Consider the following 25205-nt stretch of genomic DNA (forward strand, 5'->3'; position numbering starts at 1 on the left):
CCGAACAGGTCCGTGAAACGACTCCGCGCCGATGATAGTGCGGATTACCCGTGTGAAAGTAGGTCATCGCCAGGCTCTTATTGTGCAAAACCCCTCGACAGCGTTCGCTGCGAGGGGTTTTTGCTTTTTTGGCGGCTTCGAATTTGTCAGCGGTTTATCGGCTCGAATAGACTCTTACTTCATGTCAGACGACTGCGCCTGGTACCTCTACCTGCTCGAATGCACCGGTGACTCCATCTATACCGGGATCACCACCGATGTCGACCGGCGCTTTGCGGAGCATCTGTCGGGAAAAGGCGCCAAATATACGCGTTCGCGCAAGCCCATCCGGGTCATGGTGCGGCTACGCTTCGAAACCAAATCGGAAGCGTTGAAGGCGGAAATCGAGATCAAGCGATTGAGTGCCGCACAGAAGCGTGCCTTCTGTGCGCAGCATGAAGATCCAAAATAAAACGGCCAGGACCGCATGACGATCCTGGCCGTTTTATCTGAGGCGCCGAATCAGACTACCGTCAGCGTCACGTCGATATTGCCACGGGTGGCATTCGAGTAAGGGCAAACCTGGTGAGCCTGCTCCACCAGTTTCTCCGCCGCCTCGCGTTCGAATCCCGGCAACGAAATCTTCAGCTCGACCTGGATGCCGAAACCTTGGGGAATCGGACCGATGCCGACAGCACCTTCGATCGAAGCTTCTGCCGGCACATTGATCTTTTGCTGGCCGGCCACGTAGCGGATCGCGCCCAGGAAGCAGGCCGAGTAGCCTGCGGCAAACAGCTGTTCCGGGTTCAGGCCGTTGCCGGCGCCGCCCATTTCCTTGGGCACAGCCAGCTTGGCGTCGAGCTGGCCATCGGAGGTGGTGGCCCGGCCATCGCGGCCGCCGGTGGCTTTGGCATTGGCGGTATAAACGACTTTTTCGAGTTTCATTTAAGGCTCCGGTTTGGTTGCCCGCAGGGGCGTATCAAGGCTTGCCGTCATGCGGCAGTGGGAAATCGGTACGCGCTGCTTCCAGCGTGGACCGCAATGCATGCAGGCGCTGCGTCAGGGCCTGGATTTCTTCGACCGGGCACTGCGTGGCGCACAACATCTGTTCAGGAATGCGTTCGGCTTCCTTGCGCAGCGCCCGTCCGGCCTCGGTCACGCGTACCAGCACCCGGCGCTCGTCGCCGGTATCGCGGTTGCGGGTGACCAGGCCGGTGGCTTCCAGGCGCTTCAGCAACGGCGTCAGCGTGCCGGAATCCAGCGCAAGGCGACCGCCCAGTTCCGACACCGTCAGCGTTTCGGTCTCCCACAATACAAGCATCACCAGGTATTGCGGATAAGTAAGTCCAAGCTCACCAAGCATCGGCTTGTACAGCTTGGTCATCGCCAGCGAGGTCGAATACAGGGCAAAGCATAGTTGCCGATCGAGCAGCAGCCAATTCGAGTTGTCGTCGTTGTCGCGTTCCATGTCGATATATTATACGCAATTTGATTGTGTGCAAGATAAATTTTGTGCCGCAATAAAAAAGCCGGTTGGGCCACTTCTGAGCTTAAGTCTGTTTTAAGTCTGGGTCGTTAGCATGATCCCGTCGCGTCGCAATTTGCCGACGCCAGATTCTTCTACGAAAGGACCCTGACATGATTCGCCAGACCATTGCTCGCACGGCCGTTGGTATTGCGGCCCTCGCCGCCCTGGGCGGCGGGTATGCCTATCTGCAGAAGGAAGTCGTCACGCCCGGATTCGCCGCCCCCATGCCCGCGCCCGTCGCACCCGCGCAGCCCGCCGCTGCCGTGGCCACGCCGGCGGACTTCTCCGGCATCGTTGCGCAAAATGGGCCCGCCGTGGTCAATATCAGCGTGACCGCGCGCGCCCAACGCACCGCGGCGCAGATGCCGCCGGGGATTGATCCGGATGATCCGCTGTTCCAGTTCTTCAAGCGTTTCGGCCCTCAGTTCCAGGGCCCGCAAGGTGGCCAGCAGCAACTGGTGCGCGGCCTGGGATCCGGCTTTATCGTCAGCCCTGACGGCCTGATCCTGACCAATGCACACGTCGTCGACGGTGCGCAGGAGGTGACCGTCAAGCTCACCGACCGCCGCGAGTTCAAGGCCAAGGTATTGGGCACAGATCCGCAGACCGATGTGGCGGTGATCCGCATCGATGCGAAGAACCTGCCGACGGTGCGCCTGGGCGATCCCTCGCAGGTGCGCGTCGGCGAGCCCGTGCTGGCCATCGGCTCGCCGTACGGCTTCGAGAACACCGTGACGGCCGGCATCGTCAGCGCCAAGTCGCGCTCGCTGCCCGACGACACCTATGTGCCGTTCATCCAGACCGACGTGGCCGTCAATCCGGGCAACTCGGGCGGCCCGCTGTTCAACCAGCGTGGCGAAGTGATCGGCATCAACGCACAGATCTACAGCCAGACCGGCGGCTACCAGGGCCTGTCGTTCGCGATCCCGATAGACGTGGCCACCAAGGTCCAGCAGCAGCTGGTGGCGACCGGCAAGGTCACGCGCGGCCGCCTCGGCATCAGCGTGCAGGAGGTCAACCAGGCGCTGGCGCAATCGTTCGGGTTGCCCAAGCCGACCGGAGCGCTGGTCAATTCGGTCGAGCCGGACAGTCCCGCGGCGCGAGCCGGCCTGAAGCCGGGGGACGTGATCGTGCAGCTGGGCAACGATGTGATCGACCATTCGGGCGACCTGCCCGAGCATGTGGCCGACCTCAAGCCCGGCACGCAGAGCTCGCTGAAGATCATCCGCAAGGGCGAGCCGATGACCTTGTCGGTGAAAATCGGCACGGCAAAGGACCAGGCGGTGGCGCAGAAGGGCGGCGCCAATGAGGCCAGCGGCCGTCTCGGGCTGGCGGTGCGTCCGCTGTCGCCGGCGGAAAAACGCGACAGCGGCATCGAAGGCGGCCTGGTGGTCGAGGACGTGGCCGGCCCGGCGGCGCGGGTGGGCATCCAGCCGGGCGACGTGATCCTGTCGCTCAACGGCACGCCGATCACCTCGGTCGAGCAACTGAAATCGCTGGTGACAAAGTCGGGCAAGCAGGTGGCGCTGCTGGTGCAACGCGACGATGCGCGCATCTTCATTCCGCTCGATATCGGTTAACGCCGATCGATGCGCTATCGCCCGTGAATCGCGCCAGTAAATCGCGCCCGTGAATCGTTAACAGGCAAGGCTTTGCGGTTTACACGGGGCCGCGCGGGCCGTATACCGAGACCGGTATACGGCCCGCTAAGCCTTATGGGAAGCGGCATTCCGCACAACCAATTACTTACAGAAGGCGCGCCAACAGGTATTATCTCGACTGCGATGCACGAAGCATGCGGCGGTAGCCCCCGCCGGCCCTGGTTCTGCTGAATCGACAAAAAGGAAGTCTATGCAGTTGGATTTCACCCGCGCCACAACGCCGGGTACCGATAGAGCGCGGCGACTGGCGTCAACGACGTCGGCGGCCGGCTCCGCGCCGAAGCCCCGGCGGCGCAAGAAAGTAGTCGCCCCGCATTGGGAGCGCGGCTACCGCTCGCATTTCTACCGCAATGAACGCGGCGACAAACTTGGCGAAGTGCGCCTGTCCGAGCGCGGCGAAGTTCCCGTGGTCTACCACTGGGCCGCCGGCAATTACTCTGGCGCCGAAGGATCACTGGCCCACGCACGCGCGCGCGTTGAAGAAACCATCGGTTTCGGCATGCGCCAGCTGTCGCTGTTCTGAACAGGTATTCGTCGCTGCCGCGTCTGCCGGCACTGCGACCCGTCCGCGCCATCATCCGCTGCGCGGCGACTCCGCACCTCCCCGATTCTTCGCACTGCAGTCAATCCAGCGTTCCGCCACTGATGGCGGGAAAATGCGCGCGCTTCAGGCCAGACGCCGCTGCGCCAGCATGAACGCCGCCGCGCCAAGCGCGAGCACCGCAATCAACCGGTAGATATCCTCGCAGGCAATCAGCCTGGCCTGTTGCTCGACCATTGCTGCGAGTTGCGCCAGCGCTCCCTGGTGTGCCTGCGCCAAGTCGAACCCGCGCGCGGCCAGTGCCGCCTGCACCGACGCCGTCCATTGCTGCACCTCGGCGGGACGCTGGCCCAGTGCATGCAGCAGGCTGCCGTGGACTGCGAACTGGCGGTTCTGCAGCAGCACCGCACCCAGCGCCGAGGCGAACGAACTGGCGATCTGCCGCATCAGGTTCTTGCTGCGGTAGCCGTGCGCGAACGCGTCGCCGCTGAGCGCGCGGAAGGTGAGCCCCGCGATCGGGATGATCACCAGCACGCCGAACAGCCCCTTGCCAACCAGGCCCCACGCCAGCGCGGGCGGCCCCGCGTCGGGCGGCATGCGGGAGAACCACCATGCGGCCGCCGCCATCAGCAGCAGGCCGGCGATCATCAGCGGCTTCTTGCGCGGCAGGCGCGGCGCCACGCGCAGGTAGACGAAGATCCCGGCCAGGCTGACCAGCGCGGCAAAGGTGTTGAGCCAGCCGGTGGTGGCCAGCGGAATCCTGAGTGCCTGCTCCGCGTAGATCGGAAACAGGTATCCGCTCAGGTTGCTGATCAGGTAGTAGACGAAATACATCGCCAGGCCGGTCAGCACCACCGGCTGGCGCAACGCGCGAACGTGGAGCACGGGCTCGCGGTGATGCCACTGGTGCCACAGGAAGCCCGCCAGCAGTGCCAGCCCGGCAACGGCCACCAGTGTCAGCCGCAACGGGTGCGAGAACACGTCGAAGCGCGCCTCGGCCAGCGCCGCCTGCAGGGTCACGATGGCGGCGCCGAACAGCAGCAGTGGCGCGAGCGCGGGGCTGCCGCCGGCGTCGGCGCGCGGCTCGGCGTCGGGCAGCAGCAGCCAGGCGCCCAGCGTGGCCAGCGCGGCGAACGGCAGCACGCCGTAGAACACGTCCTGCCAGACGCCATGGTCGATCAGTTCGGCGGCGAAGGCCGGGCCCAGCGCAGATGCCGTGAAGATGCCGACCATGAAGATGCGGGTCGCACGCGGGCGCTCGGTTGGCCCGAACAGCACATTGACCAGGATGCGGCAGCTGGTAAACAACGCGCCACCGCCCACGCCCTGGACAAAACGCGCCGCGACCATCTGCGCCAGCGTATGGCTGGTGGCCGCCGCAAGCGTGCCGGCCATGAACAGCAGCAGCGCCCCGGTCAGGTAATGGCGGTACCCAAACCGGCGCGACAGCCATTGCTGCTTGAGGATCATCAGCATGCTGCCGACGGCATAGGCCGCCTGCACCAGGGCAAAGCTGCGCGGATCCGCGTCGATGCCGCCGACGATATGGCTCGACGCGAACACGAACATGATGTTCTCGAGGAACTCCACGCCGGTGGCCAGCGCCAGCAGCATCATCAGCAGCGTCCGCCGCTGGCGGTGGCTGAGCCAGCGCAGCCAGCGCATGCCGACGCGCAGCCGCGACAGCGGCTGCCAGGACGTACCGCTCGTCATGGCTGCAGGGCTTGCAGGGTCTGGTGCAGTTGCGTCAGCGCGCGCGCGGTACCAGCGAGGCCGCTCGCGCCCAGCGGTGCCCACGCCTCGCCGTAGGCGGCATGGACCACCGGCGCGGCCCGCTCCAGCAGGCGCCGGCCGGCCGCGGTCAGTGTCAGCTCCAGGCTGCGGCGGTCCTGCGCCGATGCCTGGCGGCGCAGCAGGCCGCGGGCTTCGAGCCCGTCCAGCAGCCGCGTCATCTGCGTGCGGGTGGCGTCCAGTGTCGTACCCAGCTCGGAGGGCATGCTGGGCTGGCCTTCGTCGGCCGACAGCATGCTCATCAGCAGGTACTGGTTCATGTCCAGCTCAAAGGGGGCGAGGGCCTGGTCGATATGCGCGCGCAGCAGGCGTGCGGTGCGCAGCAGCAGGCGCGACGCCAGGATCAGGTCGCGCGGCGCTTCGGGATGGTTGGCGCAATAGCGATCTATGCGGGCTTCGAAACTCATGGCGGGCAGCAATCCGTTGGCGGCGGATCGATTACATTCGTGATAATTACAAATGTAATTATATCAGACGGGAGGATTTTTGCCGGCGCAGCGCTCCGGCGATGTCCCGCGTGCCTGCTCGCATGCGCTCCGCCGCGTGCCGCGCGCGCGCCGGATCGGCGTTGCCATAACGTTGCCCGATGTAGGCCGCGGCAACCGCCGCGATGGGTGCGGCCGCCTGCGGCAGCCGGGCGCTGGCACGTGCAGCGAAGTCCTGCGGACCTTCGGCCGGCGCGCGCACGCAGCCGTGCCGGGCCAGCAGTTCGCAGAAGCGGTGGTAGGCAGCGTCAAGCGGATCGGCATGCTCCCGGCGCCGCCACAGCGGCACCAGTGCGAGCAGGCACAGCACCCCCAGCGCGCCGGCCAGCAGTTGCCCGGCACTGGCGCCGGTGCCGAGGGTGGCCAGCAGGCGCGCCTGTTGCGCGTGGTCGTACTGCAGGACCCAGCGCTGCCAGCGGTAGACCATGCCCTCGTAGGCCCAGCGGACGTCCTGCAGCCAGCCCGGCTGGTAAGCCGGGCGCCAGGTCGGGGTCTCGGCGCCGAGGACGGCGTCCAGGCCCTGCTCGATCCGGCTGGGCGCGACCGCGCTGGTCGGATCCACCCGCACCCAGCCGCGGCCGTCGAGCCAGACTTCGGCCCAGGCGTGGGCGTCGGACTGGCGTACCACGTAGTGGCCGCCGATCGGGTTGAATTCGCCGCCCTGGTAGCCGGTGACGACCCGTGCCGGCACGCCGGCGGCGCGCATCAGGAAGACGAAGCTGCCGGCGTAGTGCTCGCAGAAGCCGCGCCGGGTGTCGAACACAAAACTGTCGACCTGCTCCGCGCCGAGCGGTGGCGGGCTGAGTGTGTAGGCAAACGGCGCGGCGGCGAACAGGCGCAGTGCCGCCTGCACGCGTGCGGCCGGATCGGCGTGCTGCGCGGCCCATGCCGACGCCAGCGCGCGGGCGCGCGGGTTGCCTGCGGGCAGGGCCAGTGCCAGCCGGCGCGTGGCGGCATCCAGCGCCTCCGGTGCCGGCGCCAGCGTCGATCGCGCCTGGTAGCGGATGCGCTGGTCCACCGGCCGGCGCGACATGAATTCGCCATCCGGCGTGACGGTCGCTTCGGCGGCTTCGGCGGATGGCGACAGGGCCTGCCCGCGGTCCAGCATTAGCAGCCAGTGTTGAGAACTGGGCTCGAGCGTGATGCTGTAGTCGATTCCGTGCCCCTCGCCTGCAACCGCCGGCGCAGGCGCCAGCGCGTGCAGCCGCTGCCGCGCCGGGCGCCAGGTGGTGCCGTCATACTCCCACAGCACCAGCGCGCGCCAGTACAGCGCCGCGGCAGGCAGCGGCGGGCCGGCGACCTCGGCGCGCAGCGCCAGCGCCGGCGAGCGGATCAGCTGGCCGACGCTGCCGGGCCGCATCGTGTCGCTGAGGCCGGTGGTGCCGGTGGGCGCCGATTGCGGCAGTTGCCACAGCGGATGCTCCAGCCGCGGGAACAGCACGAACATGGCCGCCGCCCACGGCAGGCCGAGCAGCGCCATGCGGCCCAGCATCGGCCAGATCGCCAGCCGGCTGCGCGCCTCCGGGTGGTGCAGCAGCAGCCAGTTGCGCAATACCCAGGCGCCGATCGCCAGGCTGTACAGCGCCAGCCAGAAGGGCTGGTCCGACAGGTACAGCGTCAGCAGCAGGTAGAAGGACAACTGCGTGACCAGCGTGGCATCGGCCAGCGCGCGGCACTCCAGCAGCTTGAGGATGACGAACGCACCCAGCAGCGCCACCGCCAGCTCGCGTCCCACGCCGCCGCCGGCCTGCCAGGCCAGCGCACTGGCCACCAGCAGCACCAGCAGCGCGGTCGTGCCGAGCATCCATCGCGACGGCAGCGGCGCCCGCCGGCGCCACAGCAGCCAGCGCCAGCCCAGCAGCAGCAACAGCAGCAGGCTGACCGACACCGGCAACGTCCGCGCCTGCGGCGCCAGCACCAGCGCCAGCTGGCCGAGCAGCATGCCGTGGTCTTCATGCCGCAGCGGCCGTGCCACGGCGTTCATGGGCGGGCTCCCGGCCGGGCCGGATACCGCGGCCACAGCGCCAGCGCTTCCAGGCAGGCTCGCCGATGGCTCGCGCCGCATGCGGGCGGCAGTTCGAAGCCCGGCAGGCGCAGGCCAATCTCGGCATCGTCCGGCGCGGCCAGCAGCCAGGCGCACAGCCGCGACAGCCGCGCTTCGGCGTCCATGCCCGCGGGCATCGCCTGCCAGTCGAGCCAGCGCGCCGGGCGCTGCGGCGGATCGCCGCTGCGGCTGAGCCATCGGCCGGTGCGAGCGCTGTGCTTCCATGCGATCCGGTGCAAGGGGTCGCCGCTGCGGTAGCGCCGCAGCTGGTCGATGCCGTCGTCGCTCGGAACGGTGGCTGTGGCATGTCCTGCGTCGTCCGCGCCTGGGCGATACGCGGCGGGCGGGGGCGGTGCATTGGCTTCCGGCGCCGGATAGACCAGCGTCGACAGCGGCAGGTCCGCATGGCTCCAGACGCGGAACAGCCCGAACGGGAAGCGGCTGCTGATCACCACGCGCGGCAGCGCCAGCCGTCCGCGTCGCGGCGCCGGCACGTGCAGCGCAAGCGTGCCGCCGGCGTGGCCGTCGAGCGTCAGCGTGGCCGGCACCACTTCCGGCAGCGCCGGCAGGCGCGCCTCGATGCCGATGCGAGCGCCGGCGTCGGCGTTGTCGACGCGCAGCGCAAACACCGCGAGCTGGCCGGCATGCACCGGCGCCACCGTACCCGCGCTCACCGCCAGTTCGAGCAGGTTGCGGTACGCCAGCCACATGCACGACATGCCGATGCCGGCCAGCAGGAAGGTCAGCGCGAAGCCCAGGCTGATGTTGTAGTTGAGCGAGGTCAGCAGCATCGCGCCGAGCAGCACGGCAAAGCCGATGCCGCCGCGCGCGGGAAGGATATAGAGATGGCGCCGGTCCAGCCGCACGGTGCCGCCGGCCGGTCGGCGCGCGGCAATGCGCTGGCGCAAGAGCCTGGCGGAGGCGAACAGCCCCGGTCCGGGCAGGCGATGGTGTGCGGCGGCGTCTCCGTTGTCGTGCGGCGCCGCCAGCGGATCGCTCGCCATGGGCGTCAGGGGATGGCGACGCCGGCAAGCAGTGCCGCCAGCTCGCCGTCCACCGCGGCGGGGCCGGCGCCGCCCGCCGGCAGCAGCCGGTGCGCGGCCACGGCGGCAAAGACCGCCTGCACATCCTCGGGCAGCACCATTTCGCGCTGCGCCAGCAGGGCCCATGCGCGCGCGCAGGCCAGCAGCGCCAGCCCGGCGCGCGGCGACAGGCCCGCGGCAAAGCCGCCGTGGTGGCGCGTGGCCTGCACCAGCGCCAGCACATAATCGACCAGCGCGGGGCTGGCGTACACCTGCGCGGCGGCCTGCTGCAGGGCCAGCACCTGTGCGGCGTCCATCACCGGCGCCGCTTCCGCCGCGCTGGCGCCGCCGAGGTACAGCACGCGCTCGAAGGCGGGATCGGGATAGCCCAGCGACACGCGCATGGTGAAGCGGTCAAGCTGCGATTCCGGTAGCGCATGGGTGCCCAGCTGCTCCAGCGGATTCTGCGTGGCGATCACGAAAAACGGTGCCGGCAGCGCGTGCGTGGTGCCGTCATGGGTCACCTGCCGCTCGGCCATGGCTTCGAGCAGCGCGCTCTGGGTCTTGGGCGGCGCCCGGTTGATCTCGTCGGCCAGCACAACCTGCGCGAACACCGGGCCGCGGTGGAAGCGGAATTCGCCCGCATCGCGCACGAACACCGAGACGCCGATCAGGTCTGCCGGCAGCAGGTCGCTGGTGAACTGCACGCGCTGGTACTGCAGCCCGAGCGTCCGCGCCAGCGCATGCGCGAGCGTGGTCTTGCCCACGCCGGGTACGTCTTCCAGCAGCAGGTGGCCCCCAGCCAGCATGCAGGCGAGCGCCAGCCGGACTTGCTGCGGCTTGCCGAGGACGATGCGGCCCAGCTGGGCCTGGGCCTCGGCCAGCGAAGCGACGATGCGTGGGCGGGCAGTCACGTTGGACCTCGGCGCAAGGGAGTTGGAAGGGGGGCGGACCGGCGGCAAAAACGGGGACGCGGTGCAGCGCATTGTAGCGGCGTGCGCGGCACGCGGCACCGTCTGTTTCCGAACGGAGACACTCCGGCCCGGCCGCGGTGCACCTGAATGGCGCAGCGGCTGCGCCAGATTGCGCCGCTTCTGGCATCATGAGCCTGTCGGGCCACCGCGGCCCACCCGTGTTGCTTTCTCCTTCCGCTGCCTGCTGCAATGACTGCCTCGCTGGACCCCTCTGCCGACCTGCCTGCCGACCTTCCCGCCGCTGCCGTGCTGACTCCCGCCGCCGCCGATTCCGACGCGCTGCTGCGCCTGGCGCAGGCCTTCCATGCCAACGGCTTCGTGATCCTGCGCGGCTTCGGCAACGAGGCAGACTGCGCCGCGCTGGAAGCGGTGGCGCGCAGGCACCTGGCGGCGGCGGTGCCACCGGTGGAGTTCGAGGCCGACCTGGGCTATCCCGGCGCCCCGGCCGCGCGCGACGCCGCCGGCGGCGGCACCGTCAGGCGGCTGCGCCAGGCCTACGGCCGCGACGAGGTGTTCCGCGACTGGGCCAGCGATCCGAAGCTGGTGTCGGTGGTGCAGGCGCTGCTGGGCGAACCGGCTTGCCTGACGCTGGCGCACCACAACTGCGTGATGACCAAGCACCCGCACTACGGCAGCCAGACCGGCTGGCACCGCGATACGCGCTATTGGTCGTTTGCCAAGCCCGAACTGGTGACGGTATGGCTGGCGCTGGGCGACGAGGACGAAAGCAATGGCGTGCTGCGCGTCATCCCGGGATCGCACCGCGCGGCGCTCGAGCCGGGCCAGCTGGATCCAGCGGAATTTTTGATCGAGGCGCACCCCGCCAGCCAGCCGCTGCTGCAGGCGGCGCGGCCGCTCGCGCTGCACCGCGGCGACGTGCTGTTCTTCGACAGCCGGCTGTTCCACGCGGCGGGTCGCAATGCCTCCAACGCGGTCAAGCTGTCGGTGGCCTTTGCGTATTTCGGCGCCAGCAACCGGCCGCTGGACGGCTCGCGTTCGGCCGAGTTCGGCAGCGTGGCGCTGCCGGTGGCCGGCTGAGGTAGCCGGCGCGGGTGGCGGGGGCGGCGTTCAGGTACGCAGCCCGACCAGCCCCGAAATTTTTTCCGATGCTTCGAGCAGCGGCGGCAGGAAGCGTTCCAGCATTTCCTGCGCGCTGGTGCGGTTGGCCTGGCCGCTGATATTGATGGCGGCGATGGTCTGGCCGGCGCGGTTGCGGATCGGCGCCGCCAGCGACACCAGTCCCTCTTCCAGCTCCTGGTCGTTGAGGGCCCAGCCGCGTGTGCGGATATCGGCGACGATGGTCTTCAGCGCTTCGATGTCGGTCACGGTGCGGGTGGTGCGCGCACGCAACTCGCTGGCGCGCAGCACGCTGTCCAGCTCGGCTTCATTCAGTCCCGCCATCAGCACGCGGCCCATCGACGAGCAATACGCCGGCAGCCGGCTGCCGATCGACAGGTTGATGGTCATGATCTTGCGCGCCGGCACGCGCAGCACGTAGACGATCTCGGTCCCGTCCAGCACGGAGATCGAGCAGCTTTCATGCACCTGCTGCGACAGCGTCTCCATGATCGGCTCGGCCAGGTTCCAGAATGGCATCGAGGTCAGGTAGGCAAAGCCGAGGTCGAGGATCTTGGGCGTCAGCCGGAACAGCCGCCCGTCGGCCTGCACATAGCCCAGTCCCACCAGCGTCAGCAGGATGCGGCGCGCGCCCGCGCGCGTCAGGCCGCTGGCCTGGGCGATTTCCGTCAGCGTCTGCGCCGGGTGCTGCGCATTGAAGGCACGGATGACCGACAGCCCGCGTGCAAAGGACTGCACATAGCTGTCGCTTGGCTTCTCGGACGCGGCGGCGCTGCCTGCGCTCTGGGGCGCCTGCGCGTCGCGGGGGGAGTCGGTGGAACTGGCCATCGGTGTAGCACCGGCGCGGGTCGCCGGATTGGCACGGAAAGGCCGAAAGGGTAGAGGAAATGCCGGCACAACGCCAGTGCCGGCCCCCATAGCTCACCACCAGCGGGGGATGGCGGCACGGACCTGGCGGCGCCCGCGCGGGGACCCGCCGCCATGCTGTCTCCTGCACCGCCTCCCTTGTTATCGGGGGCTGGAGAGGCGCCCTAGCGGAAGCTGCGCTGCACCAGCACAAACACCGCACCGAGCGCGCAGATCACCGCGAAGCCGTGCAGCATGTCCATGCCGGCCAGCAGCGTGGCCTGCCGGTCGATTTCCAGCGAGATCTTCGCCAGCCCCGCGGCCGACAGCGCATCCGGCGCTTGCAGCGCCGGGTTGAAGCGCGTGACCTGCTCGACCAGGTGGGTGCGGTGCTCGGCCAGCCCGTCCTGCATGAACACGCTGGCCAGGCCGGTGCCCACGGCCGAGGCAATCTGCTTGCACACGTTCTTGAACTGGTAGGCGTGCGAGAAATCCTCGACCGGCACTTCCAGGTAGGTCATCGATGCCACCTGCACCATCAGCAGCACCGGCGTCAGCCCTTCGAGCAGGACCACCGGCACCAGCGCGTAGTCGGGCGCGCCTGGCATCAGCTGATGCGAAAACAGCATCGCGGCGCAGGCATAGAAGATAAAGCCAAGCGCGATCACGCGCCGCTTGCGGAACACCAGCGCCATGCCCAGCGTGATGAGGATGGCGGCGATGGTCGCCACCGTGCCGCTGGTTGCCAGCAGCATGCAGGTGGTGCGGAAGGTCAGGCCCAGTCCGGTCTGCGTCAGCGACGGCAACAGGAAGGCCCAGGCCGACGACATCAGGTAATACAGCGTATAGAAGCCCAGCCCGTAGAGATACTGGCGCCCGGCCAGCCGCGACAGGTCGATCCACGGGTCGGGATGGCGGTACAGGCGCCAGCCGGCGAAGGCGAACAGCGCCAGGCCGCACAGCGCGGCCAGCGGCATTTCCAGCGAACTGAAGAAGCGCGTGTAGCGCATTTCCTGCAGCGTGTGCAGGAATACCAGCGCGCCGGCCGCGGCGGCGATCGCGGCGGGCCAGTCCAGTGTCGACACCGGCGGATGCTGGTCGCGCGGCGCACGCGTGGGGTAGGTCAGCGCGACCGACAGCAGCACCGGCAAGGCAATGCCGGCCTGGAACAGGAACACCGCGCGCCAGCCGATATCGTCCAGGAAAATGCTGGTCAGCCACGGCGCGATCGCCAGCATCGAGAACGCGCCACCGCCGAAGCGCAGCATCAGCGCGCCGCGTTCGGCCGGCGTCGACACCAGTTGCACCAGGATGCGCGAGGCCGCGAACAGGCCCCCCGCGCCCAGGCCCTGCACCGCCTTGCCGGAGATCAGGCCGGCGGGGCTGGCAAACTCGGCGCAGATCAGCGAACCCAGGATGAACACCACCAGCGACGCCAGCGTAAAGCGCTTGTACGTGATGCGGCGCGCGACCTGGTCGAGCACCATGTTCATCAGCACCGCGGTGGCAGCATAGGCCGAGACCGCGTACAGGTAGTCTTCGGGCGCGGCGCCGACGCCGCCCTGGATATGCTGGCTGGCCACGCCCATCATCAGCGTGGAAGAAAAGTCGATGCCGGTGGCCAGGCCGAGCGTCAGGCCGAACAATGAAAGACGCCAGTGACCCATTTCGGGGTGACTGGCGAGTTGCATGCGGGGGCGCGCTGGGGCGGAGGCCGGTGTTGTTGCGGGGGCGAGGGCTGCCGGGACTGATGTTGCCAGCGCTGGGGCTGAGCCGTCCGGTGAAGCCTGTGGAGGCGTTTGTTGCATCGCTCAAGCATAATGTCGCCTGCCACAGAGAACTACAGGCTGTCAGGGAAACATTGTCCGGTGAATCAAACAATTCAATGGAACGACTGGGAAGCGTTCTGCTGTGTCGTTGAGCAGGGAACGTTCACGGCCGCGGCGGAGCAGCTCGATTGCCCCAAGTCGCGCGTGTCGGCCGCGGTGGCGCGGCTGGAAACCGCCATCGGCGCCAAGCTGCTGGAGCGCACCACGCGGCGCATGCGCCTCACCGATGCCGGTAAGGCCGTCTATCGCGATGTGGCGCCGCTGTTCGCGCGGCTGCGCGAGATCCGCCAGGAAACGCTGGCGCGCGAGGAGCGTGTGCAGGGCGTGCTGCGCATCGCCACGCCTTATGAATTCGGCGCTCAGCAACTGGGCGGGGTGATCTGCCGCACACTTGCCGCGCATCCGGCGCTGGATGTGGCGGTGGAGATCACGCAGGGACTGGTCGACCCCATTCGCGACGGGTTTGACGTGGCCTTCGTTATCGTCGATGCCGACCTGCCCGACTCCGGCACGGTGGCCCGCCGCATCTATCACGTCGAGCGCGGGCTGTTCGCCGCGCCGTCGCTGGCGGACAGCCTGCCGGCGCAGCTGCGCCCGGAAGACCTGGCCAACATGCCGACGCTGACCACGCCGGGCGACACCGTGTGGGAGTTCACCCGCGACGGCGAGACCGTCTCCGTGCCGATCCGTCCGCGCATGCAGACCTTCAACGCCGAGCTGCGCCTGCAGGGCGCGCTGGCGGGCCTTGGCATCGCGCGCCTGTCGGTGAACTACTGCGAGGCCGAGATCGCGCAGGGCCGGCTGGTGCGCGTGCTGCCGGACTTCCCGCTGCCGCCGCTGCGCGTGTTCGCGCTGCTGCCGGACCGGCGCCTGCAGCCGCGCAAGGTGCGCGTGTTCATGGAAGCGATCGAATCGATGATGGTGTCGGAGCTGGGGCCCGACTCAGGCCTGGAAGGGATCGAGCCTGGCGAGTGGGCGAGGGAGGGCGCCTGGCCCGAAGACGACGCGCAGGCGGACGAAAGTGGCCTGGCACAGGGAGAGGCCCGGCCAGCGGGTTGAGAACGCCGGCGGGCCACCACGGCGCGAGGCCGTGGCAAGGGAAAACGCTGGAGACTCAGGCGCCTTCGGTGAAGCTGTCGCGGCGATCGGTAATGGCGGCGCCGTCGGTGAACGGATCGACCTTGCCTTGCTTGGCACCGTCGGTGAACGGGTCGGCGCGGCCGATGCGGGCACCGTCCAGGAACGGGTCTGCCTTGCCAACGTGGGCGCTGCTGCCGTCCAGGCGGGCGATGTCGGAAACGGGTTTAGAGGCGTGCGCGGCAGCGGCGGCAAACGACAGGCCGGCCGCGCACAGCAGGGAAAGTGCCAGGTTGCGGCGTTGTGCGAGGGTCTTCATGGTGTGTGGTCCTTTTTGGCAGGTTTCGTGGCTGCAGCGCCACGTTGCCTGTAATGTAGGACCTCACACTAAGCAGAAAAAGCGTCAATTCTCGAAACACTGTCCAGTAGTCTGGACAATGCGCCGGCCCGCACCGGCGCCATCGCAGCGGCCTGCGGTTCTCAGAAATGCATGTTGAACACGCTCGCACCCAGCCTGGCGATCACCATCAGCAGGATCTGCGCGATCACGAACAGCACTAGCGGCGACACATCGAAGCCTCCCAGGCGCGGCACCACGCGCTGGATCGGCCGCAGCACCGGCGCGGTCAGGTGGTCGATGGCGGGCGTGATCGGCGAATGCGGGTTGACCCACGACAGGATCGCCATCAGCAGCGTGACCCACATCACCAGGCTGATCGCCCACTTCAGCACGTACAGCACCGCGGTCAGCAGCACCGCCGGCAGGAACGCCAGCAGGTCGGCGTTGCTGAGCAACGCGACCAGCAGCAGGAACACGACCGCAGTCAGCCAGGCCGCCACCACCGTGGCCCAGTCGATGCCACCCACGCCCGGAATGATCCGGCGCAGCGGCCGCACCAGCCAGTCGGTGATCTGGAACACGCCCTGCGAAACCGGGTTGCGCGTCGGCAGCCGCGTCAGCTGCATCCAGACGCGCAGCAGCAAGGCCATGCCGAACAAGGTAAAGATGGTATCCAGCAGGAAAAGGGCGATTTCCGTAAACATCGATGCGGTTTCCGGTGGGTTAGGGTGTCTGCAACCGCACAGATTCTGCCATAGCCCGGCGTCACATCGGCACAACCGGGACGGATGCCTGTGGCGCGTCCAACATGCCGGCGCCGCCCTATAATTGCGGGCGCCCGCGGCGCGCACTGCGCCGGCGGCGGGCATGTTCCCGTTGTTTCGCGCTTTCCGCCGTTCTTCCGCCTAGTCCTATGCCCAGCAAGCCAGCCTCGTCCCGCAACCCTGCGCCGCTCACCAAGGCGGACTTCGAGGCGCTCTCGGACTTCCGCTACCAGTTGCGGCGCTTCCTGCGGTTTTCCGAGGATGCAGCGCGCGAGGAAGGGCTGACCGTGCAGCAGTACCTGCTGCTGCTGCATATCCGCGGCAGCGCCGACAAGGACTGGGCTTCGATCGGCGAACTGGCCGAACGCCTGCAGGCCAAGCAGCATGGCGTGGTGGCGCTGGTCAACCGCTGCGAGGCGGCCGGACTGGTCAAGCGGCGCCTCAACCCCGAGGATCGGCGCGTGGTGCAGGTGCACCTTCTGGCCAAGGGCGAGCGCAGCCTGAACCGGCTTGCGATGCTGCACCGGACCGAGCTGGAATCGCTGCGCAACACCTTCCGCGTGGCACGCATCACGCAGTTCAACGACGACGGCGCCGAGCGCGGCTGAGCCCGCCAGCAGGGCGCCAACCGGCCGCCAGACCGCCTGTAACCGGCTGCCGCGCATCCGGTTACAGGCGGTTACCAATCAAAAGCTCCGGTGACACCCGCCACCCGCGGGCGGCCCTAGACTCGCGCGCATTCATCAATACGCGCAATGCGCAGGAGTCGAGCCATGTCCATCCCCTTTCGTTCGGTTGTGCTTGCGGTGCTGGGCGCCGGTGCGCTGGCCGGGTGCGCCACGCCGTATGGCTATGACAACGGCTATGGCGGCGGGTATGGCAGCGGCTACGGCGGCTACGGCGCCAATACCGCCTATGGCGGCAGCTATGGTGGGAGCTCCGGCGGCAATTACGGCACCAGCGGCACCACCATCAGCGGCTACCCGGCGCAGCAGGGCTATCCGCAACAGGGCTACCCGCAGCAGGGCTACCCGCAGCAACAGTATCCGCAGCAAGGCTATCCGCAACAGGGGTATCCGCAGCAGCAATATCCGGACGGCGGCTACGACAACAGCTATGGCAACAACAACTACGGCAACCAGGCGTACGGCGTGCGCTACGGCTGGGTAGAGGCCATCGAAGTGGTTGCCGGCCAGCCGCCGTCGACCAGCGGCGCGGGCGCGGTGGTCGGCGGCATCGTCGGTGGCTTGCTCGGCCACCAGGTCGGCGGCGGCCGCGGCAATACGGTAGCGACCATCGGCGGCGCCGTGGTCGGCGCCGTGGCGGGCAACGAGGTCGAGAAGCGTACCGGCACCAGCGCGCAGGCCTACCGCGTGCGCGTGCGCACCAGCGACAACGCCTACCTGACGCTGACGCAGTCCAACGCCTACCAGATGCGCATCGGCGACCGCGTCAAGGTCGAGAACGGCGTCGCGGTGCCGTACTGACCGATGCCGATGCCGATGCCGATGCCGGCGGCTAGGCTTCGGTGCTGAACAGCTGCGCGTAATCCGCGCGCAGCTGGCGCTTGAGCAGCTTGCCGGCCGTATTGCGCGGCAGGTCGTCGACGAACACGATGCGCTTGGGCACCTTGAACGGCGCCAGCGCCTGGCGCGCATGGGCGATCAGCGCGTCTTCGCTGGCCTCCTGGCCGCGCTTGCGCACCACGCATGCGGCCACTGCCTCGACCCACTTCGGATGAGGCAGCGCGAACACGGCCGCTTCAGCCACCGCGCCATGCGTGTACAGGCACTCTTCCACTTCCCGGCTCGATACCAGCACGCCGCCTGAATTGATCACGTCCTTGATCCGGTCGACCACGTACAGGTAGCCCTCGGCATCCATGTAGCCAAGGTCGCCGGAATGGAACCAGCCGCCGGCAAAGGCTTCGGCGGTCTGTTCCGGCTTGTCCCAGTACTCGGTCAGCAGTTGCGGCGAGCGGTGCACGATCTCGCCGAGCTCGCCGGGAGCGATGTCCTGCATGGTCTCGTCGACGATGCGCGTCTCGACATTCAGCACCGGCCGTCCTGCCGACGCGGGCCGCGCCGCATGCTCGTCGGGTCCCAGCACCGTCGCCAGCGGCCCGATCTCGCTTTGCCCGTAGCAGTTGTAGAAGCGCAGCGCCGGCAGCTTCTGCTGCAGCTCCAGCAGCACCGGCACCGGCATGATCGATGCGCCGTAGTAGGCCTTGACCAGCGCGCCGAGCCTGGCGGGATCGAACTCGGCATGGCGCAGCAGCGAGATCCAGACCGTGGGCGGGGCAAAAAAGCTGGTGATGCCTTCCGCGTGGATGGTGCGCAGGCAGTAGCCCGCCTCGGGGCTGTCGGCGATCAGCGTGGTGCCGCCGCACAGCAGCAGCGGCATCAGGAACACGTGCATCTGCGCCGAGTGGTACAGCGGCAGCGCGGCCAGCGAATAGTCCGTGGCGCGGATGTCGCAGGCGGCAATCGTGCTGACATACTCGGCCAGCAGCGCGCGATGGGTCAGCACCGCGCCCTTGGGTGCGGAAGTTGTGCCGGAGGTGTACAGGATCTGCGCCGGCGTGGTGTCGGCCAGGCTGTCGAGCATTGGTGCCTCGGGCCCGCTGGACGCCGCGGCCAGGATATCGCGCTCGGGGGTGCCGCCATGCAGCGTGCCGCTGAAGCGGCACGGCAGGCCCTCGATGCGCCCGGCCAGTGCCGGATCGGCAAAGATCGCGCTGGCGCCCGATTGCGTGACCAGATATTCCACTTCCGGCCGCGTCATCGAGAAGTTGACCGGCACATGGACCAGGCCGCTGCGCAGGCAAGCCAGCCACAGCAGCACGTACGCATCCGAGTTCTTGCCGAAGGCTGCGACGCGGTCCCCGGGACGCAGGCCCCATCGTGCCAGCGCCCCGGCCACGCGCGCGGCGGCGAGGTCGAGTTCGCGATAGCTCCAGGCTCGTTCGCCGAAGCGGATCGCGGTCTTGTCGGGGCTGCGCCGTACCGCGCGGGCGATGGCGTCGGGGATGGTGTTGCGCAGGGCGCGCTGCTGCTCTGACTGCATGGTGGTCTCCGTTGTTATGGTCTGAGGGTCCAGCAAGTCTTTGAAGCCAGGCGCCGAGGATAAGGGCAGCCGCCTTGCGATGGCAAGACGGCGAGGCGGGCTGAGGCGTCTTTAGGCGCCTTTACGCACCCCTGGGCCCGCTTAGGCGCCCTCGGGGCTGTTACAGCGTCTGTGCCAGGAAGGCAAGCGCGCGCCCGTGTGCCAGCGCGGCACTGGGCTGGTGGTACGAGGCCCGCGCCCAGCAGTTGAAGCCGTGGTCGGCGTTGCCGTAGACGTGGATCTCGGTGCCGGGTTTGCCGGCCATCGCATCGCGCACGCCTTGCACCGCTGCGGGCGGGATGTGCGCGTCGAGCGCGCCGTAGTGGAACTGCACCGGCACGCGGATGCTAGCGGCTTCCTGCAGTTGGTTCTGGATGCCGCCGCCGTAGTAGGGCACCGCCGCGTCGACCAGTCCGCGCGCGGCGCTCAGGTATGCCAGCAGTCCGCCGAAGCAGTAGCCCACCGCTGCGACCTTGCCGGCGCCGGTGCGCTGGCGCAGCGCCTGCACGGTGGCGGCGATGTCGCCCATCGCGGCTTCGATGTCGACCGCCTGGCGCAGCGCCATCGCACGCGTCATGTCGTCGCCGGCGTAGCCCAGCTCGATGCGCGGCGCGTTGCGCCAGAACACGTCGGGCGCGAGCACGGCATAGCCGTCTGCGGCGTACTGGTCAGCCACCGCGCGGATGTGTTCGTTCACGCCGAAGATTTCCTGCAGCAGCACGATGCCGGGTGCGCCCGGCCGGACGCCCGCCGGCGGCAGGCTGAGGTAGGCGTCGAAGCTGCCCGCGGCGCTGTCGACGCGGATCCATTGGCTGTCGGGAATGGCTGTCATGGCAAAGGCTCTCCGGAATGGCTGGCTATGGGTAGGCGGAATGCGCGGCACGTGCCGCGCGCCAGCCGCAAGTTTGCCATCGCGCCCGCCTTCGTGCTGGCGCTGCCATCGGCCGTGCGACCAGCGCCTCAATACGCGCGCGATTGCCGGTAGCGCTTGTGCCAGTTGTCGGTATAGGCCTTCACCACAGCGGCATCGCCGCGGATCAGCATGCCGTTCTCGGCATTGCGCTCCTGCGCCGACTTGGTGAAGTTGAACGAGCCGGTGAACACTGCCTGGTCGTCGAACACCATGACCTTGTTGTGCGCGATCGCGGGCTTGTTGTCGATCACCACCGGCACGCCCGCGTGCTTGAGATAGGTGGCGCTGGTATAGCGCTCCGACTGCTGGCTCTTGTCGAGGATCACGCGCACGTCCACGCCGCGCCGGTGCGCCTGCGCCACGGCCTCGGCGATCGGCGCGCTGGTGAACGAGTAGGCCTGGATCAGCAACTGCCGGCGCGTGCTGCGGATCGCATTGACCAGCAGTGCCTGGCAGCTCGCGCCGTCGGGCACAAAGCAAAGCGTGTAGCCGCTGCCCTGCGCGAACGGCTTGGCCGGCGCGGGGCTGGCCTCGGGCGGCTGGGCCGGCTTGCCGGAGCGCGAGGGCAGGTGCTTGGCCACCGCTTCGCTGAAGGTGTCGCTGATGCTGCTGGTGATGGATTCGGTGACCTGGTCGAAGCCGGACGCCGAGCGCGCATGCGCGATCAGGGCGAAGGGGCTGAACGAGGTGAAAGCCGAGACGGCGGCGGCGAGGGCAAGGCCAAGTAAGGTACGGCGGAGCATTCGGTAGGTCACGGCGCGGGCTGTGATGCGCGGGACCGCAGCGTAGCAGCCGCATACGCCACTGGCAAAGGGCGATGTGTAACAGGATATGCGCCGGCGGCACCGGCCTTGGGACTATCGGTGCATGGCGCCTATGATGGATGGAACCCCGCGGGCCCGCCCGCCAAGGAGAGGGACATGTCGAACCATACCTACAAGCTGGTCGAAATCGTCGGCTCTTCGCCGGATGGCTGCGATGCGGCGATCCGCAGCGCCATCGCCAAGGCTGGCGAAACCATCAAGAACATCGATTGGTTCGAAGTGGTGGAAACGCGCGGCCATATCGAGAACGGCAAGATCGCGCATTTCCAGGTTACGCTGAAGGTCGGCTTCCGCGTGACCTGAGCGCGCCGCGCTCGCTGTTTGCGCCGCGCTTCGCTGCTGCCTGGACTGCCTGCCTGAAAAAAACGGCCGGCGCAATACCGCCGCCGGCCGGGTGCAGGGAAACCTGGAAGACCTGGAAGCCGATCCGGCGCGCCTCAGTCGAGCTGGTAGGAATAGGTGGCGTTGATCCGCGGCGAGCGGTGCCTTGCGTTGGTCGGCATGTCGCCGACCGGCTGCGCCACCGACAGGTCGAGCGTGTAGAAGCGCCGGTCCGAGAAGCGCGCGCCGAGCGCCACCGATGACAGCTTGCGGTGCGACAGCGAAACGCTGTTGGAGAACACCCGCGCCACGTCGGCCAGCACATAGGGCTGGACCGTGCGCAGATAGGCCATGTCCGGCGTGAACAGCCGGCTGATCTCCGCCGATGCGCCCCACCCCTTGTCGCCCGCCACTTCGCCCGCGGGATAGCCCAGTCCGAAGAAGCGCCCGCCGAAGCTGATCTGCTCGCCCGAAGCCAGCTTGTTGCCGCTGTACTGGCCCGCCGCGGACAGCGTCAGGCCGAAGCGCGCGGGCAGGTCCATGGCTTGCGACAGCAGCAGCCGCGTGCGCAAGAAGCTCAGGTCGTTGACGTTGTTCTCGCGGCTGGCTCCCAGCGCATCGAAACCCTTGTACAGCCCCAGCGTGGCGTTGCGGGTCACGCCCTCGCCGCGCTGCACATAGGTCAGTTCGGCGGTGCCCACGCGCACGTTAGTGCCGAGCGTGACCTTGGTGCCGGTGGCGGCGTGGGTGTAGCGCTCGAACTGGTCGGCGCCGTAGAAACCGCCGGTCAGGGTCAGCGAATGGGCATTGTTCAGCAGCAGCGGATAGCTCAGCGAGCCGCCGATGCGCTTGGTGTCGTTGATATAGCGCTGGTTGAAGCCGATCCCCGGCAGCGTCGCGTTCTGCGGCACGCCGCGGTAGTGCGAGGCATTGATGCGCGCGATCATGCCTTCGGTGCCCAGCGGTTGCGCATAGCTGGCCGCGTAGTATTCCTCGTTGTCGCGGCCCTTGGGGAACAGCGCCGACACCGACACCTGCTCGCCCAGCGGCGTCAGGCCGTTGGTGGTCGCGGTGGCGATCGCGCGCAGGCCCGGCGACATGTATTCGATGCCGGTGCCGACGGTGATCGGCTTGCGCTTGACGTCGAGCACCATCTCGCTGGCGCCGTCGGTGGTCGTCGGCGGCTGCACCGTCGCGGCCACCTGCATGCCCGGCTGCAGCGCCAGCACGTTGACGTAGTGCTCGAAGGTCTCCTGGCGCAGCGGGCGGTCTTGCTGCAGCTTCTCGCCGATGGCGCGCAGGCGGCCTTCCACCGGGCCAGCCTTGCCCGTCACCGTGACGCGTGCCACATAGCCTTCCACCACCGTGACCAGCACGTCGCCGTTGGCGAAATCCTGCGCCGGCACGAAGGCAAATGACAGGGGGTAGCCCTTGTCCTTGTACATCCTGGTCACCGCATTGGCCGCCTCGAGCAGCTGCGCGACCGTGATCTCGCGGTTCGCCAGCGGCGAGAACTGCGCGGCCACCTCGGCGAACGGCAGCGTCTTCACGCCCTCGATGCGGAAGCGCCGCGGCGTCAGGCGCGCTTCCAGCAGTTCCTGCAGCGCTGACTGCGGGCGCTCGACCTGCACGGTCACGCTGCTGTCCGGGCGGGCCGGTGCGATCTTCGGAAGGGTCAGGGTCGGGTCGCCCTGGACGGGGCTGCGGGGATCGGCCTGGACCAGGCCGTGATGGAGCGCGCCGACGCCGACCAGCAGCGCGGCAACGCGATGAAGTGCACGCATGGCAATACCCCTGTAAGAATGCTTGCGGCTATCTGGCATCGCGTGCCACTGGCGCCGGGGATTGCCGCTACCCCCGGCGCTTGCTGGTACCCGCTACTGCGGATGAGCGCGTGGCCGCTACGCTGAATCGGATCATGCAGTTGCCGCGCGCGGAGGCGCGGACAACTGTGCTGCGCGGTATTACTTGCTGCCGAGCGCGCCGGTCAGGCCACCCAGCAAGCCGCCTACCAGGCCGCCGACCGGGCCGGTCGCGATAGTGGAGCCCTTGCCGCCGGTGCTGCCGGAGGTGGACGTGGTGCCACCGGTGAGGCCGGCGACGACATTGGTGACCGGCGGCGAGGCGGTGGTGCCGGAGCCGGCGCTGGTGGCAACGCCGCCGACCACGCCATTGACCACACCGCCGACCGCGGTGGTGACCGGCGCCAGCGGCGTGCTGCCGCCGGTGGAGGTCAGCCCGCCGGTGAGCCCGCTGACGAGCCCGGTGACAGGAGCCAGCGGCGAGCCTGCGTTGCCCCCGGTCGCGCCGGTGACGCCGCTGACCAGCCCCGTCACCGGTGCCAGCGCCGGGCTCAGCGCGCCCAGCCCGCCGCCGGTAGCCGGACCGTTCACCACGCCGCCCAGCGATGCCACGGTGGTGCCCGCGGCATTGACGGTGCTGCCCAGGCCGGAGACCACCGGCGTATTGGTCTGATGCAGCCTGGTTCCGGCCGTGGCCAGCGCGCCGCCGACCGTGGCCAGCAGGCTGGTAGTCGGGGTGGCGAGCCCGGTATTCGCGCCTGCGGTCTGCGTGGTGCTGGTCAGCTGCGAGGTGAGCGGCACGATCAGCTTGCTGACGCTGCTGGTGACCTGTTCGACCGGGCCGGTCGACAGGACCGTGGTCAGCTTGGCGCCGGTCGCGGTGACGGTGTCGCCGACCTTGTCGACCACGGCGCCCAGCGGCGTGGCCAGGGGCGCCAGCGGCGCGAGCTGGCCGGTGCCCAGGCCGCTGACCGAGGTGCCAGCGCTCGATACCGCGGCGCCCAGCTCGCCCACGACATTGCCGCTGCTTGCCACCGTGACGCCGACCGGGTTGGAGACATTGGGCATGCTGCCCAGGCCCCCCTGCAGTCCGGCGGCCAGCGCGCCCACGGCGTCGCCGGTGTTGCCGACCACGCCGCCGAGGCCGCCTTGCGTCTGCGCCGGTACCAGCGGCAGGTTGGTGTTGCCGAGTTGCGTGCCGAGGTCGCTGACCGTGCTGCCGGCGCCGCCGAGCACCGAGCCCGCGTTGTTGATGATGGCCGCGGTCGGCGTCAGCGCGGGGGTCTGGCCGCCGCCGTCGTTGCCGCCATTGTCGCCACCACCACCACCGCCGCCACCGCCGCCGCCGCCACCCAGGTCGGTGCCGCCGCCCAGGCCGCCGGTACCGTTCGTGCCCGTACTGTTGCCGGTGCCCTTGGTGCCCGAAGTGCCCATGGAGGTCGAACCGCTGCCGCTGGCGCAACCGCCCAGTGCCAGCAGGGTTGCCAGGAGTGCCGTAACGGCGAATTGTTGTTTGCGCATGGTTGATTCCCTCTGTTCCCGTCGTTTCAATCGCTCGGCCGCGCAACGCCTTTTCAGTCCTTGCGTGCGGCGGCACGCTTGCATGGCGCAACGGGTATGCCAGCGCCGGAGCCGGGCGCGGCCGGGACCCCGCCAAAGCGGGGTGCGTGGCCCGCAAAGCCGCGTGGGGGCTGCCATTGCGGGCGAGGCGGCGCAGCGGTTCAGCGCGCGGCGAGGCGGGCAGGGATGGGCCTGGGAACGTTACGCGTTACGTAACGTGTGGCGCCTGGCGGGAACAAAAATGCCTGAAATGACAGGGGGCGTGACGTGCCACCCGGGTACGGGCAGGACCCCGATCACGCCGCGATCGCCGTTGCCGCCCCGCCGCCGTTGCGTGCGGTGGCTAACGCCGGTGTTCCGGGGCAGGCGGAACACGTTACGTAGCACGTAACGCCGTTCGCGCCCGCCGTAACACCACGGCGGGTACCGGCCAGACGGCCGGCAATCCCCTGCAAGCCGCGCCCCGCAAGGCGCGCAACCCTGTCGTGCGCGTCCGCCGCCAATGTGCGCCAGCGCTCCTTGCCGCGCTGGCATGCGCCTTGCCATTCAGGTCCCGACGCGCCGGCGATCCCGCGCTCCACTGCGTGTCCGTGCCCTGCAAGGGATACGGCCAGGGACGGTGGGCAAAGCGGGACCCTGGGGAGGCTCGTCGGCAATCCGTGCGACAGACCAAGACGCGATGGCCTCGGCACGGCCGCGGCCTACCTGACAGAGGAGCAAGG

24 protein-coding genes are annotated in these 25205 nt (G+C 68.6%); 8 read left to right on the top strand and 16 right to left on the bottom strand.

Annotated elements, in window-relative coordinates:
- The first annotated feature begins 181 nt into the window (after positions 1–181).
- Positions 182–451 carry a GIY-YIG nuclease family protein gene (locus tag VSR71_RS20960; protein ID WP_342915921.1) on the top strand — a complete coding sequence of 90 codons (270 nt, stop codon included), beginning with the start codon at positions 182–184 and terminating at the stop codon, positions 449–451.
- Between the two features lie 50 nt (positions 452–501).
- Here VSR71_RS20960 and VSR71_RS20965 read toward each other — a convergent pair whose 3' ends face one another.
- Positions 502–924, bottom strand: coding sequence for an organic hydroperoxide resistance protein (locus VSR71_RS20965; protein WP_342915772.1), 423 nt, complete (start codon positions 922–924; stop codon positions 502–504).
- A 34-nt stretch (positions 925–958) separates the two neighbouring features.
- Positions 959–1447 carry a MarR family transcriptional regulator gene (locus tag VSR71_RS20970; RefSeq protein WP_342915773.1) on the bottom strand — a complete coding sequence of 163 codons (489 nt, stop codon included), beginning with the start codon at positions 1445–1447 and terminating at the stop codon, positions 959–961.
- 170 nt (positions 1448–1617) lie between these two features.
- On the opposite strand from VSR71_RS20970, the gene VSR71_RS20975 reads away from it, so the two are divergent.
- Entirely contained in the window at positions 1618–3087 is a 1470-nt protein-coding gene (locus VSR71_RS20975) for a DegQ family serine endoprotease (RefSeq protein ID WP_342915774.1), read from the top strand.
- 271 nt (positions 3088–3358) lie between these two features.
- Positions 3359–3691 carry a hypothetical protein gene (locus VSR71_RS20980; protein WP_133097915.1) on the top strand — a complete coding sequence of 111 codons (333 nt, stop codon included), beginning with the start codon at positions 3359–3361 and terminating at the stop codon, positions 3689–3691.
- Between the two features lie 144 nt (positions 3692–3835).
- Here the strand turns inward: VSR71_RS20980 and VSR71_RS20985 are convergent, their stop codons facing one another.
- The 5 genes from VSR71_RS20985 to VSR71_RS21005 are packed head-to-tail and all read right to left on the bottom strand — an operon-like array spanning position 3836 to position 9965.
- Positions 3836–5422, bottom strand: coding sequence for an MFS transporter (locus VSR71_RS20985; protein WP_342915775.1), 1587 nt, complete (start codon positions 5420–5422; stop codon positions 3836–3838).
- Positions 5419–5907, bottom strand: coding sequence for a MarR family winged helix-turn-helix transcriptional regulator (locus tag VSR71_RS20990; protein WP_342915776.1), 489 nt, complete (start codon positions 5905–5907; stop codon positions 5419–5421). Before VSR71_RS20990 ends, VSR71_RS20985 begins: the two co-directional genes overlap by 4 nt.
- A gap of 58 nt (positions 5908–5965) precedes the next feature.
- The gene (locus VSR71_RS20995) at positions 5966–7969 is read right to left on the bottom strand and encodes a DUF3488 and transglutaminase-like domain-containing protein (RefSeq protein ID WP_342915777.1); all 2004 of its coding nucleotides are present in this window, start codon (positions 7967–7969) and stop codon (positions 5966–5968) included.
- Complete coding sequence (locus VSR71_RS21000; RefSeq protein WP_342915778.1) at positions 7966–9033, bottom strand: DUF58 domain-containing protein; 1068 nt, start codon at positions 9031–9033, stop codon at positions 7966–7968. Before VSR71_RS21000 ends, VSR71_RS20995 begins: the two co-directional genes overlap by 4 nt.
- A 5-nt stretch (positions 9034–9038) precedes the next feature.
- Complete coding sequence (locus VSR71_RS21005; protein WP_342915779.1) at positions 9039–9965, bottom strand: MoxR family ATPase; 927 nt, start codon at positions 9963–9965, stop codon at positions 9039–9041.
- A gap of 249 nt (positions 9966–10214) precedes the next feature.
- On the opposite strand from VSR71_RS21005, the gene VSR71_RS21010 reads away from it, so the two are divergent.
- Complete coding sequence (locus VSR71_RS21010) at positions 10215–11063, top strand: phytanoyl-CoA dioxygenase family protein (protein ID WP_342915780.1); 849 nt, start codon at positions 10215–10217, stop codon at positions 11061–11063.
- A gap of 30 nt (positions 11064–11093) precedes the next feature.
- Here VSR71_RS21010 and VSR71_RS21015 read toward each other — a convergent pair whose 3' ends face one another.
- Positions 11094–11930, bottom strand: coding sequence for an IclR family transcriptional regulator (locus tag VSR71_RS21015; protein ID WP_342915781.1), 837 nt, complete (start codon positions 11928–11930; stop codon positions 11094–11096).
- 203 nt (positions 11931–12133) lie between these two features.
- Positions 12134–13756, bottom strand: coding sequence for an MFS transporter (locus VSR71_RS21020; protein ID WP_342915782.1), 1623 nt, complete (start codon positions 13754–13756; stop codon positions 12134–12136).
- A gap of 60 nt (positions 13757–13816) precedes the next feature.
- On the opposite strand from VSR71_RS21020, the gene VSR71_RS21025 reads away from it, so the two are divergent.
- On the top strand, positions 13817–14836 hold the full coding sequence (locus VSR71_RS21025; protein WP_209758382.1) for a LysR family transcriptional regulator: 1020 nt from the start codon (positions 13817–13819) through the stop codon (positions 14834–14836).
- A 55-nt stretch (positions 14837–14891) separates the two neighbouring features.
- On the opposite strand, the gene VSR71_RS21030 is transcribed toward VSR71_RS21025, so the two are convergent.
- A complete protein-coding gene (locus VSR71_RS21030) occupies positions 14892–15173 on the bottom strand; it encodes a hypothetical protein (RefSeq protein ID WP_342915783.1) in 282 nt (93 codons plus the stop codon).
- Between the two features lie 161 nt (positions 15174–15334).
- Positions 15335–15898, bottom strand: a complete 564-nt coding sequence (locus VSR71_RS21035) for a YggT family protein (protein ID WP_342915784.1) — start codon at positions 15896–15898, stop codon at positions 15335–15337.
- A gap of 209 nt (positions 15899–16107) precedes the next feature.
- Here VSR71_RS21035 and VSR71_RS21040 point away from each other — a divergent pair, with 209 nt between their 5' ends.
- Both VSR71_RS21040 and VSR71_RS21045 read left to right on the top strand, forming a co-directional pair.
- Positions 16108–16566, top strand: coding sequence for a MarR family winged helix-turn-helix transcriptional regulator (locus VSR71_RS21040; protein WP_209758389.1), 459 nt, complete (start codon positions 16108–16110; stop codon positions 16564–16566).
- A gap of 165 nt (positions 16567–16731) precedes the next feature.
- Positions 16732–17445, top strand: a complete 714-nt coding sequence (locus VSR71_RS21045) for a glycine zipper 2TM domain-containing protein (RefSeq protein WP_342915785.1) — start codon at positions 16732–16734, stop codon at positions 17443–17445.
- Positions 17446–17476: 31 nt separating this feature from the next.
- Here VSR71_RS21045 and VSR71_RS21050 read toward each other — a convergent pair whose 3' ends face one another.
- From VSR71_RS21050 to VSR71_RS21060, 3 genes are all read right to left on the bottom strand, one after another.
- Entirely contained in the window at positions 17477–19024 is a 1548-nt protein-coding gene (locus tag VSR71_RS21050) for an acyl-CoA synthetase (RefSeq protein WP_342915786.1), read from the bottom strand.
- Between the two features lie 160 nt (positions 19025–19184).
- A complete protein-coding gene (locus VSR71_RS21055; RefSeq protein ID WP_342915787.1) occupies positions 19185–19895 on the bottom strand; it encodes a dienelactone hydrolase family protein in 711 nt (236 codons plus the stop codon).
- A gap of 128 nt (positions 19896–20023) precedes the next feature.
- The gene (locus tag VSR71_RS21060) at positions 20024–20719 is read right to left on the bottom strand and encodes a phospholipase D family protein (RefSeq protein WP_342915788.1); all 696 of its coding nucleotides are present in this window, start codon (positions 20717–20719) and stop codon (positions 20024–20026) included.
- A gap of 177 nt (positions 20720–20896) precedes the next feature.
- Between VSR71_RS21060 and VSR71_RS21065 the strand changes: the two genes are divergently transcribed.
- Positions 20897–21103 carry a dodecin gene (locus tag VSR71_RS21065; RefSeq protein WP_029048440.1) on the top strand — a complete coding sequence of 69 codons (207 nt, stop codon included), beginning with the start codon at positions 20897–20899 and terminating at the stop codon, positions 21101–21103.
- Positions 21104–21237: 134 nt separating this feature from the next.
- Here VSR71_RS21065 and VSR71_RS21070 read toward each other — a convergent pair whose 3' ends face one another.
- Both VSR71_RS21070 and VSR71_RS21075 read right to left on the bottom strand, forming a co-directional pair.
- Positions 21238–22905: a ShlB/FhaC/HecB family hemolysin secretion/activation protein gene (locus VSR71_RS21070; protein ID WP_342915789.1), complete on the bottom strand. Its 1668-nt coding sequence runs from the start codon at positions 22903–22905 to the stop codon at positions 21238–21240.
- A gap of 180 nt (positions 22906–23085) precedes the next feature.
- Positions 23086–24444 (bottom strand): collagen-like triple helix repeat-containing protein, encoded by a 1359-nt coding sequence (locus tag VSR71_RS21075; protein WP_342915790.1) that lies wholly within the window; start codon positions 24442–24444, stop codon positions 23086–23088.
- Between the last annotated feature and the right edge of the window lie 761 nt (positions 24445–25205).

The sequence above is a fragment of the Cupriavidus oxalaticus genome, assembly GCF_038900635.1.
GTDB lineage: Bacteria > Pseudomonadota > Gammaproteobacteria > Burkholderiales > Burkholderiaceae > Cupriavidus > Cupriavidus oxalaticus_B.